Origin of the sequence: Mucilaginibacter panaciglaebae (genome assembly GCF_039539265.1) — a bacterium.
Lineage (GTDB): Bacteria > Bacteroidota > Bacteroidia > Sphingobacteriales > Sphingobacteriaceae > Mucilaginibacter > Mucilaginibacter panaciglaebae.
This window is the reverse complement of record NZ_BAABCV010000012.1, coordinates 75,836-91,499: the sequence shown is the minus strand read 5'-3', so window position 1 is coordinate 91,499 and position 15,664 is coordinate 75,836. Positions and strand designations below refer to the sequence as shown.

The window sequence follows — 15,664 nt, the reverse complement described above, 5'->3', positions numbered from 1 at the left end:
TATGGACCAAGCACCTATTCAAACCACCGACTTATATACTTTACAGCTGCCCTCAAAGCGGGAGAGTATTACGTTATTGGAAAATTTGATCGAGGAAATTGCTGATAAATACCAGGTTGCTGACGACATTTTTGCAAACATGATGACCTCCCTTAACGAGGTGGTCACTAACGCCATTGTTCACGGCAATAAATTAGACCCCGAGAAAAAGGTAATTGTAAACGTTGAGGTTGACCCCAAACGCGCCACCTGGACAATTACCGATGAGGGCGAAGGGTTCGATTATAATAACCTGCCCGATCCAACTGCGGAAGAAAATCTGGAAAACTTAACCGGCCGCGGCGTTTTCATCGTTAAGCACCTGGCAGACCAATGCGTATTTAACGCTAAGGGCAACGAAGTTGAACTGCTATTTAAATTATAATGCCGGCTATCCAGTTTTTTGAGGAGGATATTACCTACAAAATAAAAGATAAAATAAAAGTCAGGCAGTGGATAACCAATACCATCGTTGCCGAAGGCTTTAAACTAAGCGAGCTTAACTATATTCTTTGCTCGGACGAGTATCTGCTCCAAATCAATCAGCAATACCTGGATCATGATACCTATACCGATATCGTCACCTTTGACAACAGTGAACAGCAAGGGCACATAGTCGGCGATATCTTTATTTCTATCCCCAGGGTCAAGGAAAATTCAGAAAAATTCAAGGTTGCTGAGGTTGACGAATTGCACCGGGTTATCATCCACGGCGCATTGCATTTGCTGGGTTATAAAGATAAATCTGCCGTCGACAAGAAAAAAATGACAGAAAAAGAAGATTACTATTTGGCTAAGCGTCAATTTATTAAGTAATTTTACATCATAACACTCACAAGAAACCAAATTAAAACAACATGAAAATATTAGCAATTTGTCTGGCACTCCTGTTTGTCACCAAAACAGCGTCAGTTTACGATTTTAAATTAAAAACCATTGAAGGCAAAGACTTCTCATTAGCCAAATTTAAAGGCAAAAAAATCCTGGTAGTTAACACTGCGTCAAAATGCGGCTTTACCAAACAGTATGCGGAGCTCGAGAAATTGGCGGAAATCTACAAAGACAAGTTAGTAGTAGTTGGTTTCCCCGCAAACAATTTTGGCGGACAGGAACCGGGTACTGATGCGGAGATTAAAACGTTCTGTTCAGATTTATACAAAGTAACCTTCCCGATGAGTACGAAAGTAAGTGTTAAGGGTGATGACATCGCACCGCTGTTCAAATACCTGACAGAAGCAGAAAATCCAGACTTTACCGGCGAGATCAAATGGAACTTTGAAAAATTCTTGTTAGATGAGAATGGCAAACTGATTCACCGTTTCCGTTCAAAGGTAACACCAATGGATCCGGCGATTACCAGCAATTTGTAATTGTTACGGTCTAAAAGAGAAAAAGCAAACCAATTGGTTTGCTTTTTCTCTTTTAGACTAATGCTCTACATATATTTAACCATGTCCCACAGCATTTCGTATCCATCATTGATGATTTTTTCCTTTTCGGCCGGTTCAAAATCATTAGCAATAAGGTATTGATAAATACCGTACACATGGCCGTTAAACATGGATATGATCAGGCTTACCGGCTGTTGTTTCAGTAGTTTTTTGCGGATACCCTCGTCGATTACTGCAAAGTAGCCGACAGTGTGCTGTTGCTGTGTCTGGGGCGATATTTGCGATAAATGCGGCGAGAACTTAAACTGCTGTATATAGTAAAACTTGTCGCGGTTATTCAGCGCCCAGTTTACTGAATAAATAAAAATGTTTCTGAATTTGATGGAAACAAAATCATCTTTATTAACTATAGCCTGGACGTTAGCCGCCTGCTCGTCCTGGATCTTATTATACAGGGCAACCACCAGATCTTCCTTGGTTTTGTAATGATAAAATAACGTACCATTGGCTACGCCCGCTTGGGCAGCAATTTTGGCTGTGGGTGTACCATGAAATCCGTCGGCTACGAACAACCTTAGTGCGGTAGCCTGAATTTGTTCTTGTTTGCTCAAGGCATTATAGACTGGTTGGTCTATAAATATACAAACTAATTAACCTGACCGTAAATAAATTACATTTAAATTTTGCTAATTTTTTTTCGCTGCTTTTTCCTGTGCTTTTTTAATAGAGTCTTGTCTGGCTTTTTCGACTTTTTGCTTTTTCTTAAAAAACCCTTTAAGCAGGAAATTGTGCTGAGCAGCCTTCAGGTCTTCGTTTAAAGTCGCAGAGGTTTTATGTACGGTTTTAATGGTGGCTTTAGCCTGGCTAACGGTATTTTCCATTTCTTTCGCCATTTTATCATTATTCAACAGCCTGCCTAAGCTACCCTGCCCATGGTTTATTTTAGCTACAATCTGGCCCAGGTTGTCAATCAGTGTACCGGCATTATCGGCCATTTTGGTAAATTTTCCAATGATCTTATCTACATCTACCGGGTTAACTGATCCAATAAGGTCGCCGTCCTTAACCATTTGCGTAGTGTTGGAGCCGCCAGGCATCAGTACAACCAGTTTATCGCCCATTAACCCATCGCTGCCTATACTCATGCGTGCATCTTTTTTTACGAATTTCTTAACGTCCTCATTGATGGTCAGCGTTACTTTAACAGTAGTGTCATTTATGATATTGATATCATCGACCACCCCAACGTTGATACCGGCAAACCGAACGTTATTCCCTACCTGCAAGCCATTAACGTTATTAAACATGCCATTCAACTTAAACGTAGCGCTAAACAAGCTTTTTTGGTTGCCGATAAAAAACACGGCAGCTATAACAACCAGCAAACCCGCAAAGGTGAACAGGCCTATTCTTACTTTTTGCGATGGAGTTGTTTTCATGAGATATCTTTAAAAAATGATTTTACAGTTTTATTCTTCGAGTTTTGAAGGCTATCAAATGTGCCTTCTTCAATATATTCGCCATCATTCATAATCACCACGCGGTCGGCAGTGATGCGGGCACACTCCATATCGTGTGTAATGATGATAGAGGTGGTTTTATACTTTTTCTGCATGTTCAGGATTAGTTCGCTGATCTCGCGGGAGGTGATCGGATCCAAACCGGTCGTAGGCTCATCATATAACATGATTTCGGGCTTGATAATCAGCGTACGGGCCAGCCCCGCACGTTTACGCATACCACCAGACAGGTCTGCAGGCATTTTGTCGGCCGAATCAGTCAATCCTACGCTGTCTAAGACTTCCTCTACCCGCTTGTCTATATCCGCCTGGTCTTTGATCTTCAAAACGCGTGTGAGCGGAAATTCAAGATTTTCGCGTACGGTCATGGAATCATACAAGGCCCCGCTTTGGAATAAGAATCCAATTTTTATCCGCAGATCTTTTAGTTCTTGTTCATTTAGTGCAGAAACATCCTCGTTAAACACCTTAAGTGTACCTTCGTCAGGCGTTAACATACCCACTATGCACTGGATAGTAACCGACTTGCCCTGACCTGAACGCCCCAGTACCACCACGTTCTCGCCGCGATGAACTGTTAAATTAATATCCTTTAAAACATCCTTGGAGCCGAATGATTTTTTGAGATGTTTAATCTCAATGACAACCTCGGTTTTCCCCCTGTCATTTTTACGTTGCTCCTTCTCAGGGTTGGCCAACGCCGTTTCTTCCGCTTGGTGCCTTGCTTCTTCTTTCTCTTCCATAAGTTTAACTGTAAAACAACAAACTGGTTATTTGAACGGCGATAGCATCGATCACGAAAATCCACAATGAGGCAGTTACTACTGCTGAATTGGCGGCCAGGCCCACACTTGCTGTTCCACGAGAAGAGTGGAAGCCTTTATAACAGCCCACAAAGCCGATGGCCAGGCCAAAAAATATGGTTTTAATAAAGGCGGGTATAAAATCTGTATAGTCTAACGAGGCAACTACCTTGGTAGCATATAGAGACAGACTCATATGATCACGCAGGTTCAGGGCAAGGAAGCCTCCGATAAGGCCAATCACATCGCCCATTACAGAGAGTAGCGGAACCATGAAAGTGGTAGCTAATATGCGTGTTACAACCAGGTACTGTACCGGATTAGCGCCCGATACGTCCATAGCATCCAACTGCTCGGTTACTTTCATGCTGCCCAACTCAGCGCCGATACTCGAAGCAATTTTGCCCGCGCATATAATGGCAATAATAACCGGGCCTATTTCTCGGATAAAAGAAACGGAGAGTGTTTTAGGCAACATACTCGCAGCCCCAAACTCTACCAGGGTGGGCCTTAATTGTAAAATTAACACCACGCCCATAATAAAGGATGTAACACCAACCAGCATAAACGATCGGTACCCTATTTCATAACATTGACGAACAAATTCCGACCATTCGAATCCGCCTGCGAAAATGTTTTTGATAAAGCGGACAAAGAAGGTCACCTGCTCACCTATGTCTTCCAGCCATCTTTTCCAGGCTGGTATGGTAATTTCTTCTGCCATGGGGTCGTTTTTATTTAATGTATTAACAACAAAGTTTTACTAAATTGTTTTTACATCCAATTTGCCTGACCCCAGGGACAACAAGAAATTACTGAAGCATCGGCACATCTATAATAAGTATGCGGCTATTTACCTGGGTATCAATAATAATTGAACTGGTATCATAAACACCTAGCGCATCTTTTTTGTTTAAAACCTGCCCGTCTATTTTCACAGAACCTTCTAAAACAAACACGTAAGCACCATTTCCGGCAAGTTTTAGGTCGTAAGTAGTGCTATTGCCTGCTTCAAATTCGCCTAATGAAAATGTAGCATCCTGGTTGATCCATAGAGCGTCCACATTTTTGTCGCCGGTCACCAGCGTAGTAAATTCGTTCGGTTTGAATTTGTCTTTAAAATCCTTTTGATCGTAACGGGGTGCAATATTTTTGAATTTAGGAAACAGCCATATCTGGAGGGTATTAGCCTGTTCTGTTTTTGAATGGTTATATTCTGAATGCTCCACACCCGTACCGGCGCTCATTACCTGAACTTCGCCGGCGTGTATAACACCAATATTGCCCATGCTGTCTTTGTGCTCCAAAGCTCCGCTGATCGGGATGGTGATAATCTCCATGTTATCATGAGGATGGGTGCCAAAGCCCGCGCCACCGGCAATAATATCATCATTTAGTACTCTTAAAGCACCAAAATGAACTTTATTGGGATCATAATATCCCGCAAAGCTGAAAGAAAAATTCGCTTTTAACCAACCGTGGTTAGCTGTTCCCCGCTCATTGGCAGGATAAAATATAGTTTTCATATCATTGAATTTATATGTTTAAACATACAATATTTATTCCACTAATTTATATTGTGTATTTTTGCGCGAATTTCCACGTTTTTAATGACAAAGAAAGCAGTAATCGTTGGTGCAAGCGGACTAATTGGCAGTAAATTATTAGATGTATTGTTGGCTCAGCCCGATTATACTGAAGTATTAAGTATCAGCAGAAAAAAAATAAAATTAAGCAATAAAAAGCTTAAAAAAATTGTTGCTGATTTTGATCATCTGAATAATTATGAAGATGAGATAACCGGGGACGTTATTTTTTGCTGCCTGGGTACAACGAGGCGCGACACCCCGGACCTGGATGATTACCGAAAAGTTGATCATGATTATCCGGTAAGGCTGGCACAAATAGCATTAAAAAAAGGGATTGATCAGTACCATTATGTTTCGGCGATGGGAGCCCGGTCAGAATCGTCTAACTTTTATACCAAGATCAAAGGCGATACGGAGAACGATCTGAAAAAAGTAGGATTAAAAGGCTTATTTATTTATCAGCCTTCCATATTAATTGGCCACAGAAACAAGCCCAGGGTGTTAGAAAGCATCGCTGTTTTTGTGATGAAAATAATCGGCCCGCTTTTAGTGGGAAAATTAAAAAAATACCGGGCAATCAATGCTTTGGATGTTGCTAAAGCTATGTACAAACAATCATTAACAAACCAGTCAGATATTATTACTTATACGTCTGACGAAATAAAGAAAAGAGCGTGAGCACCTATATATCTGTCGAAAATCTGGGTCATTCTTTCCATGACCACTGGCTGTTTAAAAACCTTACATTAGGTATTAACAAAGGCCGGCGTGTGGCCCTTGTAGGCGTTAATGGAGCCGGTAAATCTACCTTGTTGAAATTATTAGCCGGGCAGTTTTTGCCTACTGAGGGCAAAGTGGTACAGATCAAAGATCTGCGCATGGGCTACCTGGAGCAGGACCCCGACTTTAAAAACGCCGTTACTATCAGTGATTATATTTTTCACGCCGACAATGTCCAGCAACAGGCCATACGTAAATACGAAGAATTGCTGGAGAATGATCCGGACAATACCAAAGCGTTAGAGGCGGTAATGAATGAGTTGAGTGAAGTAGATGCGTGGGAATACGAATATAAGATCAAAACCATTTTAGGCCGGCTTGATATTCATCATCTCCATCAGCCTATAAATACCCTATCGGGTGGACAGAAAAAACGGCTGGCTTTGGCCAAATTGCTGATAGATGATCCGGAGTTTTATATTTTGGATGAACCGACCAACCACCTGGATATTGACACCATTGAATGGTTGGAAAAGTTATTGACCGAAGGATCAAAGACTATCCTGATGGTAACACACGACCGCTACTTCCTGGATAATGTCTGTAATGAGATCTTAGAAATTGATAAAGGAAAAATAATCCCCTATGTAGGTAACTATGCATATTACCTGGAGAAAAAGGCAGAACGCGAAGCTTCTGACGAAGCTACTTACCAGAAAAACTCCAATCTTTTACGTAAAGAATTAGAGTGGATGCGCCGCCAGCCTAAAGCGCGTGGTACGAAATCAAAGTCGAGAATTGATGCTTTTTATGATCTGGAAGCTAAAACCAAAAATAATGGGCCGCGACAACAGGTTGAATTAAGTGTTAAAACGGCCCGCCAGGGTAATAAGATCATGGAGTTGCATGACATCAGTAAAGCTTTTAATGGTAATACCTATACAGATCACTTTAGCTATGTATTTAAAAAAGGCGACCGAATAGGATTGGCCGGAAAAAATGGTAGTGGTAAATCGACTTTGCTAAATATGATCACCGGTAATTTAAAACCCGATAGCGGCCGTATAGAAACGGGAGAAACCACTGTTTTAGGCTATTTTCATCAATCGGGCATTACGTTTAAGGAAGACGACCGGGTGATTGATGTGGTCAAGAATGTGGCTGAGTTTATCACTATGGCCGACGGCAAGACTATTTCTGCCTCGGCTTTACTAACATTATTCTTATTTCCTCCCAATAAACAATATGGGTTTATCTCTAAACTGAGCGGTGGAGAGAAAAAACGACTCCAGCTAATGGGCATCCTGATGAAAAACCCCAATTTTTTAATCCTGGATGAGCCCACTAATGATTTGGATATAGATACGCTGAATGTGTTGGAGGAATTTTTAACTACCTATCCAGGCGTACTAATGATCGTTTCGCATGATCGTTATTTATTGGATAAGTTAACCGAGCAACTATTTATTGTTGAAGAAAAAGGCCATGTGCGGGTTTATAATGGCAATTACTCTTCATACAGGATAGAACAGGAAGAACAAAAACAACAGGAGCGCTCTGCCAAAAGCGTAGAAACTCCGGCGGCAGCTGCCCCTATATCAGTAAAAAATAAGCTGAGTTTTAAACAACAAAAGGAATTTGAAACGTTAGAGAAAGATATTGCGGCACTTGAAATAGAGTTAAAAATGCTGAACGAAAGGTTAAACGCTGGTTTAGATAATAATGAAATCCTGGAGGCAGCCAATAAAGTAGCCGCTTTAAATAGTCAATTAGACGAAAAGAGCATGCGTTGGATAGAACTATCTGAACTTAAAGAAGTTTAATTTGATATGAAATTATCAGATATCATAGCGTCAATAGGTGTAATTATATTACTAATAGCGTTCTTATTAAATTTATACAAGAAAATACCGGCAAATAGCAAGCCGTATTGTTTTATGAATTTCTTAGGTGCGGGCATGTGTTGTTATTCTTCTTTCCTGATTAACTTCTACCCTTTTGTGGTATTAGAGGCTATTTGGGCAACGTTTGCATTAATATCATTTATAAAAGTTCCACGTGGAACGTCTAATTAAAATGTGTTCCACGTGGAACTTTACGAAAAGCCAAAGGGTTAATGTTCCACGTGGAACATGGAGGTTCAAATGTTTAAAAAATATGATATCGTAGTAGTAGGCGCCGGTCATGCCGGCTGTGAAGCAGCAGCGGCGGCAGCCAATCTTGGCTCGTCCGTTTTGCTGATTACTATGAATATGGGTACTATTGCTCAAATGAGTTGCAACCCGGCAATGGGCGGTGTTGCCAAGGGCCAAATTGTACGCGAAATTGATGCTATAGGCGGATACTCCGGCATCATTACTGATAAAACATCTATTCAATTCAGGATGTTGAACCAGTCAAAAGGGCCCGCTATGTGGAGCCCTCGTGCACAAAGCGACCGTATGCGGTTTGCCGAGGAATGGCGTCTGGCGTTAGAAAGAACACCAAATGTTGACTTTTGGCAAGATACCGTAAGCTCATTATTAGTGAGCGGCGACACTATTAAAGGGGTGCGCACCTCGTTGGGTATGGAAGTTGAGGCCGATGCCGTGGTATTAACCAATGGCACATTTATGAACGGCATCATTCATATTGGTGAGAAAAAATTTGGAGGCGGACGCGCTGCAGAGAAAGCAAGCACCGGTATTACGGAACAGTTAGTTACGCTCGGGTTTGAATCGGGCAGAATGAAAACCGGCACCCCTCCCCGTATTGACGGACGCAGTTTGAATTATTCTTTAATGGAAGAGCAATGGGGAGATGAGGTAAGAGGCCGCTTTTCATATACGGATGTTGAGCAAATAAAAGAACAACGCTGCTGCTGGATAACCTACACCAACACCAAGGTACATGAGACCTTAAAAGAAGGGTTCGAAAAATCGCCCATGTTTACCGGCAGGATAAAAGGATTGGGGCCTCGTTATTGCCCCTCTATTGAAGATAAGATTAACCGTTTTGCTGAACGCGACCGGCATCAAATATTTGTTGAACCCGAAGGTTTAAATACCGTTGAGATATATGTTAATGGTTTTTCTACCTCATTACCGGAAGATGTTCAATATAAAGCACTGACTCAAATTCCGGGATTCGAAAACGCCAAAATGTTCAGACCGGGATATGCTATAGAGTATGATTACTTCCCGCCCACTCAATTAAGTCTGACATTGGAGACCAAGCTGATCAGCAATCTGTATTTCGCTGGCCAGATCAATGGCACCACAGGCTATGAAGAAGCCGCTTCTCAAGGATTTATTGCCGGCATCAATGCGCATCAAAAACTAAAAGACAAACATGAACTGATCATGAAAAGATCAGAATCATATATTGGCGTATTAATTGACGACCTGGTGACTAAAGGTACTGAAGAACCTTACCGGATGTTTACCTCAAGGGCAGAGCATCGTTTATTATTGAGACAAGACAACGCCGATATACGCCTGACCCCTATTGGATATGAACTGGGGTTAATCAATGACGAGCGCATGGAAAAAGTTAATCAGAAGATTAAAGATTCTGATGATATTGTTGCTTATACACGTACCCGTTCGATAGATCAGGCCGGCGTAAATAAACTACTTGAAGAATTGGGGACTTCTCCGGTATCGCAAGCCGCCAGACTTTTTAATTTAGTTAGCCGACCACAGGTATCCATCAATGACCTTACAAGAGTTAGCCCTGACCTTAAGGAGTACTTATCACAATTTGAAAAAGAAACCATTGAGCAGGCTGAAATAAAAATTAAATACGAGAGTTATTTTGAAAAGGAAATGGATATTGTAGAACGGATGAAAAAGATGGAGGACAAAGAGATCAATCCGGATTTCAATTATCATCTGATGCAATCTTTGTCAAAAGAAGCACGGGAAAAATTGATGAAGATAAAACCTCGTACGTTAGGTCAGGCATCCAGGATATCAGGCGTGTCACCCTCTGATATTTCGGTTTTGATGGTTCATATTTCTAAATAATATATAAACAACTGTAAATCAATTAATTATAAAATGTTAATTTTAAACGCTTTTTTCAATTTTTAAATGGTAATCTTCATCAAAATTAAAAAATCGTTTATATAGCCTAAAAATGACGTTAAATAAAAAAGTGCCTTTTTCGGGCCGGATTTTTCTGTTTTTTTTGATAGCCCTGGTGGTTTATAGCTGTGCGGTACAACAAAGACCCCAAGGCGGGCCTAAAGATCACGATCCGCCAAAATTATTGAAGGCGACTCCTCCAAATTTGACGCACAATTTTACAGCGAAAGAAATCAAACTGGATTTTGACGAATACTTTAAATTGAATAACCAATATCAGGAAATTACCGTATTCCCCGCTCCCGATAAAAATCCAGATTACAAAGTCCGCTCAAAAAGTTTGATCATTGAATTAAAAGATTCGTTACAAAAAAACACTACCTATGTTATCAACTTCGGCAAAGCCATTGGCGATGTAAACGAAAACAACGTGCTGAAAAACTTTACCTATGTTTTTTCGAGCGGGAATCATATCGACTCTTTAACCATGGCCGGTACGGTAACCAATAACGAAACTGAACAAAAAGAAAAAGATGTTACGGTAATGCTGTTTACTTTAAAACAGGACTCGTTATTATTTGGCAAAAAGAAACCCAGTCTTTATACCACAACCGACTCGACCGGTAGTTTTAAAATATCAAACTTAAAAGAGGGCGTTTACAAAATATATGCTTTAAAAGAAAAAAGCCCGGACAAGGTTTATAACAACGAGGATGAATTGATTGCTTTCTCAACACATCTCATCAACTTTACACACGATACCTCCACCATTAATCTGAAGCTTTTTAAACAGGCCCCAACTAAATTCCGCTTTGTAGAAAAAACATTTCAGAATGACGGCTCGATGCGATTTATTTTTAATAAATCCTTAACCAGGCCTTCTGTTAAAATTTTGTATCCTGATGGTATTGATGCACAAAAGATAGTAGACTTTAACAAAACGAAGGATACGGTGGTTATCTATTCAAAAAATATGGACTTTGATTCTATACGGTTTGCCTTTTATGACAATAATAAACCCATAGATACTACCTACTTGCGCAAAGGTCGTAAAGAATCGTTTACTCGAAACCTGGCTTTCAGATACGGCACAACGCAAATGAGCCAGCTAAGAAGCGGCACCGATTTGAAAGTATATGCAAACATGCCAATTGAAGCTTTTGACCCCTCCCTCATGGGCTTAAAAGAAGATTCGAACCTGGTAAAATTTACTATGACCAAAGATACAGGTGTCGCCGGTAAGGTGTTGAATATTAAATACCCCTGGAAACAAAAAGCTGCTTACCAATTAGTTTTACAAGAAGGAGCAATTACTGACATATATGGCGATAAGAATAAATTGCAAGTAAAGAAGTTTTCAATTGCCACGCCTGAATCTTATACCAATTTATCGCTCAAAATAAATGTGCCTGATACGGCCAGAAACTATATTGTCCAATTGCTAAATGAACAAGGCGACCCCATCAGAAGTGATGTTATTAAGCAAAAGGCAACGCTCACTTACCGAAATATTTACGTGGGTAAATTCCGTATAAGAGTAGTTTATGATGATAACAAAAACGGTAAGTGGGATTCGGGAAGTATAAAAGAAAACCGTCAACCTGAAAATATCTGGGCTTACAATAAGGTCTTTATCCTGCGCCCTAATTGGGATACTGAGGAAACGGTCGATGTTCCACGTGAAATCATTAGTCCTTAAACCAACCAGAATACATCACGTAATTATCAGGTAGGCGGTCCAGTATAGCACGTTGTTCGCTGGTTAGCGGTTTTATCTTTTTGGCTGGCGTACCGGCATATAAATAGCCCGACTCGCAAATGGTTCCCTCTAAAACAACTGATCCAGCGCCAATAATTACATATTCTTCAACCACCGCATTGTCCATCACAATAGCGCGCATACCTACAAGGCTATGGTCTTTCAAGGTGCAGCCATGAACCAGTGCATTATGTCCGATAGATACATAATTACCGATGTTAGTAGCGGCACCATTATACGTGCAATGGATTACGGCGCCGTCCTGAATATTGGAGTTATTCCCTATTTTAATATAATTCACGTCTCCGCGAATAACAGCATTAAACCATACGGAGCATTTATCGCCCATAATTACATCACCAACTATGGTGGCATTTTCAGCTATAAAACAGTCATCGCCCCAAACAGGCTTTTTATTTTTAACAGGGAGAATAACAGGCATAGTTATTAATAAGTAATTGAGTGAATTTACACTAAAAACTTTATTTTTCCTATGTTTGATTATTATAAGCGAAAATAGCTCAGTTGGTAGAGCATCAGTTTCCCAAACTGAAGGTCGCGGGTTCGAATCCCGTTTTTCGCTCAACGCCCTATCCCTCCCCAAAAGAGGGTGAGATATCAGCACGAACTCGCCCTCAAGGTTAATTTAGACGTGTATTAAAACACCGTATCCTCTAAAACATTTTGATGCTCAGGATAATCCGTTGTATAATGCAAACCCCGGCTCTCTTTACGCATCATGGCCGATTTTACAACGATGTATGATACCTGGATCAAATTACGCAGCTCGCAAAGTTTTACCGATAGTTTGGTTTGTTTATAAAACGACTCTGTTTCTTCGTACAATAAACCCAAGCGGCGCATAGCTCTTTCCAATCTGAAATCTGAACGAACAATACCTACATAATCATTCATCAGTTTCTGCATCTCGCGAATGTTATGGGTTACCAGTATATCCTCGTTTGATAGTTTTACACCGTGTTCATCCCAATCAGGTATGTTGTCAGGTATAATAATGCTGTCAAATTGATCAATAGCATTTTCATAAATACGATGTGCAAAAACCAATGCTTCTAATAATGAATTAGAAGCCAGACGGTTAGCACCATGTAACCCGGTTGATGAGCATTCGCCGCAGGCATATAATCTTTGGATAGATGACAATCCATTATGATCAACCATGATACCGCCACACATATAATGACAGGCCGGCGATACGGGGATCATGTCCTTAGTCATATCGATGCCAATCTCCAGGCATTTAGCATATATATTGGGGAAGTGTCTCAGAATATCTTTTTTAGTGCGATGACGAATATCCAGGTAAACATAATCCTCCCCCGATTTTTTTATCTCGGCATCAATAGCTCTGGCAACGATATCGCGCGGCGCTAACGATTTACGCTCGTCATATTCCTGCATAAATTCCTCTCCATTAATTCTTTTTAATATCCCGCCGAAACCACGCACCGCTTCTGATATTAAAAATGAAGGATATTCACCGGGGTTATATAACGCGGTAGGATGAAATTGAATAAATTCCATATTCCTAACTTTACCTTTAGCACGGTAAACCATGGCCACACCATCTCCTGTTGCAATAACCGGGTTTGTGGTCACAGAATAAATATGTCCCGCGCCACCCGATGCCATTACTGTAATCTTTGATAAAAATTTTTCAACTTCTCCGGTTACCGTATTTAAAGCATAGATGCCGTAACAAGTAATATCAGTAGACGATTTATCCACAAAAACTCCCAGATGATGCTGAGTTATCAGATCAACAGCAAAGTAATGTGTCAATATCTCGATGTTAGGATTTTGATGTATTTGCTCTAACAGCGCCCGTTCTATTTCAAAACCGGTAATATCCTTATAATGCAATACCCGAAATTCAGAATGACCACCTTCTTTTGCCAGATCATAAAGTCCTTCATTAGTCTTGTCAAAACTGGTTCCGTAGTCAATAATTTCATTAATACGGTCAGGCCCTTCTTTCACTACTACCTCTACAACTTCTTTATCACATAACCCATCGCCGGCTATTAAGGTATCGTTTATGTGCTTTTCAAACGAATCTTCTTTTTTATCCACAACCACAGCGACACCGCCCTGGGCATACTTGGTATTCGATTCATCCTCATTTGACTTTGTAACTATCAGTACCTTACCGTGCTTTGCAGCTTTTAGTGCAAAACTTAATCCCGCGATACCTGACCCCACTACCAGAAAATCCACAGATTTGGACATATTATATGTGTTAGATGTGTAAAATTATAATGTCTGTTAATAATAGCGTTCAAAGATGTTAATTTTGTGTAAGCAAAAAACTAACAAGTATTTTTTTAGTGGATAACCTTACTTTTTAGTGATAATAGTAAGAATTTTTAAGCGACTTTTGCGACACTTTAACAACGAAACTAACATTACAAACACCGTGAAACTATTAACAAATAAGTTTTAAAAATAAAAGTTGATTATCAAAATAATCTCATAATCAATACAATAAATAATAAAAAATATTAATTACCTGTTAGTAACTAGTTAAAAACAATATTTCTATAAAAACGTCTGCTGACTTTTAAACATAACTAACACACCAATAACAATAGTTTCTTTTTTAAATAAAAATTAGTTGTTATTAATTGAATTGTTGAAATGGATATCTTCGAAGAAATAAATCTGAAAGGTTATGTCGATGAATACATCGACCCGTCGTTGGACCTTTTTAATGAAATAGAAAAACTTAAAAAAGAAAAAAATGCAGTCATATTGGCTCACTACTACCAGGAAGGAGATATACAGGATATTGCAGACTACATTGGCGACAGTTTGGGATTATCGCAACAAGCCGCTAAGACCGACGCCGATATTATTGTTTTCGCCGGTGTGCACTTCATGGCAGAAACAGCCAAGATATTATCGCCAACAAAAAAGGTATTGTTGCCCGATGTAAAGGCTGGTTGCTCATTGGCGGATAGTTGCCCACCGCACTTATTTAAAAAATTTAAAGAGCAGTATCCTGATCACCTGGTTATTACCTATGTTAACTGCACTGCAGAATTAAAAGCTTTAAGTGATATAGTTTGTACTTCGAGCAACGCGGTTCAAATTGTGGAAAGCTTGCCGCCGGAACAAAAGATCATCTTTGGCCCCGATAAAAATCTGGGCGCTTATGTCGCCAAAAAAACCGGACGGGACCTGGTGTTGTGGAATGGTGCTTGTATGGTTCATGAAATTTTCTCCAGAGAAAAAATAACCAAACTAAAAGAAAGATATCCGAATGCCAAAATATTAGCTCACCCTGAATGTGAGGACGTTATATTAGAAATGGCAGACTATATTGGCTCCACGACCGGTATACTGAAATATGCGAAAAAAAGCCCTGAAACTGAATTTATAGTAGCTACTGAGCCGGGCATTATTCATCAGATGGAAAAAGATAACCCTGATAAGGTGTTTATCCCCGCTCCGCCAAACAATAATTGCGCTTGTAATGATTGCCCTCATATGAAACGAAACACGCTTGAGAAGCTTTATTTGTGTCTTAAAAACGAAAGGCCAGAAATTGAAGTTCCGGCAGATATAATTGAAAAAGCAGTAAAACCTATTGAAAGGATGCTGGAAATATCAGCTAAGTTGGGTTTATAGTTTGTTAACTGACAATCATAAACGAAATAATGTATAGACGCTATACTGGCATCTCTTGTCATGTAGGAAAAAAGGCCTGTCGATATCTCATTAACAGGCCTTTTTATAAAAATTTTTCCGGCCTT

The 15,664-nt window shown here is 40.1% G+C and carries 16 protein-coding genes and 1 tRNA gene; 10 read left to right on the top strand and 7 right to left on the bottom strand.

Annotated features, from left to right (window positions below; translation table 11 throughout):
- The first annotated feature begins 1 nt into the window (after window position 1).
- Genes ABD772_RS15775 through ABD772_RS15765 form a run of 3 tightly spaced genes read left to right on the top strand, consistent with a single transcriptional unit; the run spans window position 2 to window position 1,409 of the window.
- The gene (locus ABD772_RS15775; RefSeq protein ID WP_345106590.1) at window positions 2-424 is read left to right on the top strand and encodes an ATP-binding protein; all 423 of its coding nucleotides are present in this window, start codon (window positions 2-4) and stop codon (window positions 422-424) included.
- Window positions 424-855, top strand: a complete 432-nt coding sequence (gene ybeY / locus ABD772_RS15770) for an rRNA maturation RNase YbeY (protein ID WP_345106587.1) — start codon at window positions 424-426, stop codon at window positions 853-855. Before ABD772_RS15775 ends, ybeY begins: the two co-directional genes overlap by 1 nt.
- 41 nt (window positions 856-896) lie before the next feature.
- Window positions 897-1,409 carry a glutathione peroxidase gene (locus tag ABD772_RS15765; protein ID WP_345106584.1) on the top strand — a complete coding sequence of 171 codons (513 nt, stop codon included), beginning with the start codon at window positions 897-899 and terminating at the stop codon, window positions 1,407-1,409.
- Between the two features lie 65 nt (window positions 1,410-1,474).
- Here ABD772_RS15765 and ABD772_RS15760 read toward each other — a convergent pair whose 3' ends face one another.
- The 5 genes from ABD772_RS15760 to ABD772_RS15740 form a co-directional block, all read right to left on the bottom strand.
- Window positions 1,475-2,041, bottom strand: coding sequence for a TetR/AcrR family transcriptional regulator (locus tag ABD772_RS15760; RefSeq protein WP_345106581.1), 567 nt, complete (start codon window positions 2,039-2,041; stop codon window positions 1,475-1,477).
- 75 nt (window positions 2,042-2,116) lie between these two features.
- Window positions 2,117-2,869 (bottom strand): MlaD family protein, encoded by a 753-nt coding sequence (locus tag ABD772_RS15755; protein ID WP_345106578.1) that lies wholly within the window; start codon window positions 2,867-2,869, stop codon window positions 2,117-2,119.
- Window positions 2,866-3,693 (bottom strand): ABC transporter ATP-binding protein, encoded by an 828-nt coding sequence (locus ABD772_RS15750; protein ID WP_345106576.1) that lies wholly within the window; start codon window positions 3,691-3,693, stop codon window positions 2,866-2,868. The genes ABD772_RS15755 and ABD772_RS15750 overlap by 4 nt, the downstream gene beginning before the upstream one ends.
- A 4-nt stretch (window positions 3,694-3,697) precedes the next feature.
- Entirely contained in the window at window positions 3,698-4,477 is a 780-nt protein-coding gene (locus ABD772_RS15745) for an MlaE family ABC transporter permease (protein ID WP_345106573.1), read from the bottom strand.
- Between the two features lie 88 nt (window positions 4,478-4,565).
- Complete coding sequence (locus tag ABD772_RS15740) at window positions 4,566-5,279, bottom strand: pirin family protein (RefSeq protein ID WP_345106570.1); 714 nt, start codon at window positions 5,277-5,279, stop codon at window positions 4,566-4,568.
- Window positions 5,280-5,363: 84 nt separating this feature from the next.
- On the opposite strand from ABD772_RS15740, the gene ABD772_RS15735 reads away from it, so the two are divergent.
- The 5 genes from ABD772_RS15735 (at window position 5,364) to ABD772_RS15720 (ending at window position 11,828) form a co-directional block, all read left to right on the top strand.
- Window positions 5,364-6,020: an NAD-dependent epimerase/dehydratase family protein gene (locus ABD772_RS15735; RefSeq protein WP_345106567.1), complete on the top strand. Its 657-nt coding sequence runs from the start codon at window positions 5,364-5,366 to the stop codon at window positions 6,018-6,020.
- The gene (locus ABD772_RS15730) at window positions 6,017-7,885 is read left to right on the top strand and encodes an ABC-F family ATP-binding cassette domain-containing protein (RefSeq protein ID WP_345106564.1); all 1,869 of its coding nucleotides are present in this window, start codon (window positions 6,017-6,019) and stop codon (window positions 7,883-7,885) included. Before ABD772_RS15735 ends, ABD772_RS15730 begins: the two co-directional genes overlap by 4 nt.
- A 6-nt stretch (window positions 7,886-7,891) precedes the next feature.
- On the top strand, window positions 7,892-8,137 hold the full coding sequence (locus ABD772_RS17610; protein WP_425562841.1) for a CBU_0592 family membrane protein: 246 nt from the start codon (window positions 7,892-7,894) through the stop codon (window positions 8,135-8,137).
- A 69-nt stretch (window positions 8,138-8,206) separates the two neighbouring features.
- Window positions 8,207-10,069 (top strand): tRNA uridine-5-carboxymethylaminomethyl(34) synthesis enzyme MnmG, encoded by a 1,863-nt coding sequence (gene mnmG / locus ABD772_RS15725; protein ID WP_345106562.1) that lies wholly within the window; start codon window positions 8,207-8,209, stop codon window positions 10,067-10,069.
- A 112-nt stretch (window positions 10,070-10,181) separates the two neighbouring features.
- A complete protein-coding gene (locus tag ABD772_RS15720) occupies window positions 10,182-11,828 on the top strand; it encodes an Ig-like domain-containing domain (RefSeq protein ID WP_345106560.1) in 1,647 nt (548 codons plus the stop codon).
- On the opposite strand, the gene ABD772_RS15715 is transcribed toward ABD772_RS15720, so the two are convergent.
- Window positions 11,818-12,330 (bottom strand): gamma carbonic anhydrase family protein, encoded by a 513-nt coding sequence (locus ABD772_RS15715; protein WP_345106557.1) that lies wholly within the window; start codon window positions 12,328-12,330, stop codon window positions 11,818-11,820. The genes ABD772_RS15720 and ABD772_RS15715 overlap by 11 nt on opposite strands.
- A gap of 68 nt (window positions 12,331-12,398) precedes the next feature.
- Between ABD772_RS15715 and ABD772_RS15710 the strand changes: the two genes are divergently transcribed.
- Window positions 12,399-12,471: transfer RNA gene (locus tag ABD772_RS15710), tRNA-Gly, on the top strand.
- A gap of 74 nt (window positions 12,472-12,545) precedes the next feature.
- Here ABD772_RS15710 and nadB read toward each other — a convergent pair.
- Window positions 12,546-14,138, bottom strand: coding sequence for an L-aspartate oxidase (gene nadB / locus ABD772_RS15705; RefSeq protein ID WP_345106554.1), 1,593 nt, complete (start codon window positions 14,136-14,138; stop codon window positions 12,546-12,548).
- 408 nt (window positions 14,139-14,546) lie between these two features.
- Here nadB and nadA point away from each other — a divergent pair, with 408 nt between their 5' ends.
- The gene (gene nadA, locus ABD772_RS15700) at window positions 14,547-15,539 is read left to right on the top strand and encodes a quinolinate synthase NadA (protein ID WP_345106551.1); all 993 of its coding nucleotides are present in this window, start codon (window positions 14,547-14,549) and stop codon (window positions 15,537-15,539) included.
- Window positions 15,540-15,664 lie beyond the last annotated feature (125 nt).

Coding starts and splice junctions, on each gene's coding strand:
- ABD772_RS15775 (WP_345106590.1), top strand. CDS start 2: ATGGACCAAGCACCTATTCAAACCACCGACTTATATACTTTACAGCTG.
- ybeY (WP_345106587.1), top strand. CDS start 424: ATGCCGGCTATCCAGTTTTTTGAGGAGGATATTACCTACAAAATAAAA.
- ABD772_RS15765 (WP_345106584.1), top strand. CDS start 897: ATGAAAATATTAGCAATTTGTCTGGCACTCCTGTTTGTCACCAAAACA.
- ABD772_RS15755 (WP_345106578.1), bottom strand. CDS start 2,869: ATGAAAACAACTCCATCGCAAAAAGTAAGAATAGGCCTGTTCACCTTT.
- ABD772_RS15750 (WP_345106576.1), bottom strand. CDS start 3,693: ATGGAAGAGAAAGAAGAAGCAAGGCACCAAGCGGAAGAAACGGCGTTG.
- ABD772_RS15745 (WP_345106573.1), bottom strand. CDS start 4,477: ATGGCAGAAGAAATTACCATACCAGCCTGGAAAAGATGGCTGGAAGAC.
- ABD772_RS15740 (WP_345106570.1), bottom strand. CDS start 5,279: ATGAAAACTATATTTTATCCTGCCAATGAGCGGGGAACAGCTAACCAC.
- ABD772_RS15735 (WP_345106567.1), top strand. CDS start 5,364: ATGACAAAGAAAGCAGTAATCGTTGGTGCAAGCGGACTAATTGGCAGT.
- ABD772_RS17610 (WP_425562841.1), top strand. CDS start 7,892: ATGAAATTATCAGATATCATAGCGTCAATAGGTGTAATTATATTACTA.
- mnmG (WP_345106562.1), top strand. CDS start 8,207: ATGTTTAAAAAATATGATATCGTAGTAGTAGGCGCCGGTCATGCCGGC.
- ABD772_RS15720 (WP_345106560.1), top strand. CDS start 10,182: ATGACGTTAAATAAAAAAGTGCCTTTTTCGGGCCGGATTTTTCTGTTT.
- ABD772_RS15715 (WP_345106557.1), bottom strand. CDS start 12,330: ATGCCTGTTATTCTCCCTGTTAAAAATAAAAAGCCTGTTTGGGGCGAT.
- nadB (WP_345106554.1), bottom strand. CDS start 14,138: ATGTCCAAATCTGTGGATTTTCTGGTAGTGGGGTCAGGTATCGCGGGA.
- nadA (WP_345106551.1), top strand. CDS start 14,547: ATGGATATCTTCGAAGAAATAAATCTGAAAGGTTATGTCGATGAATAC.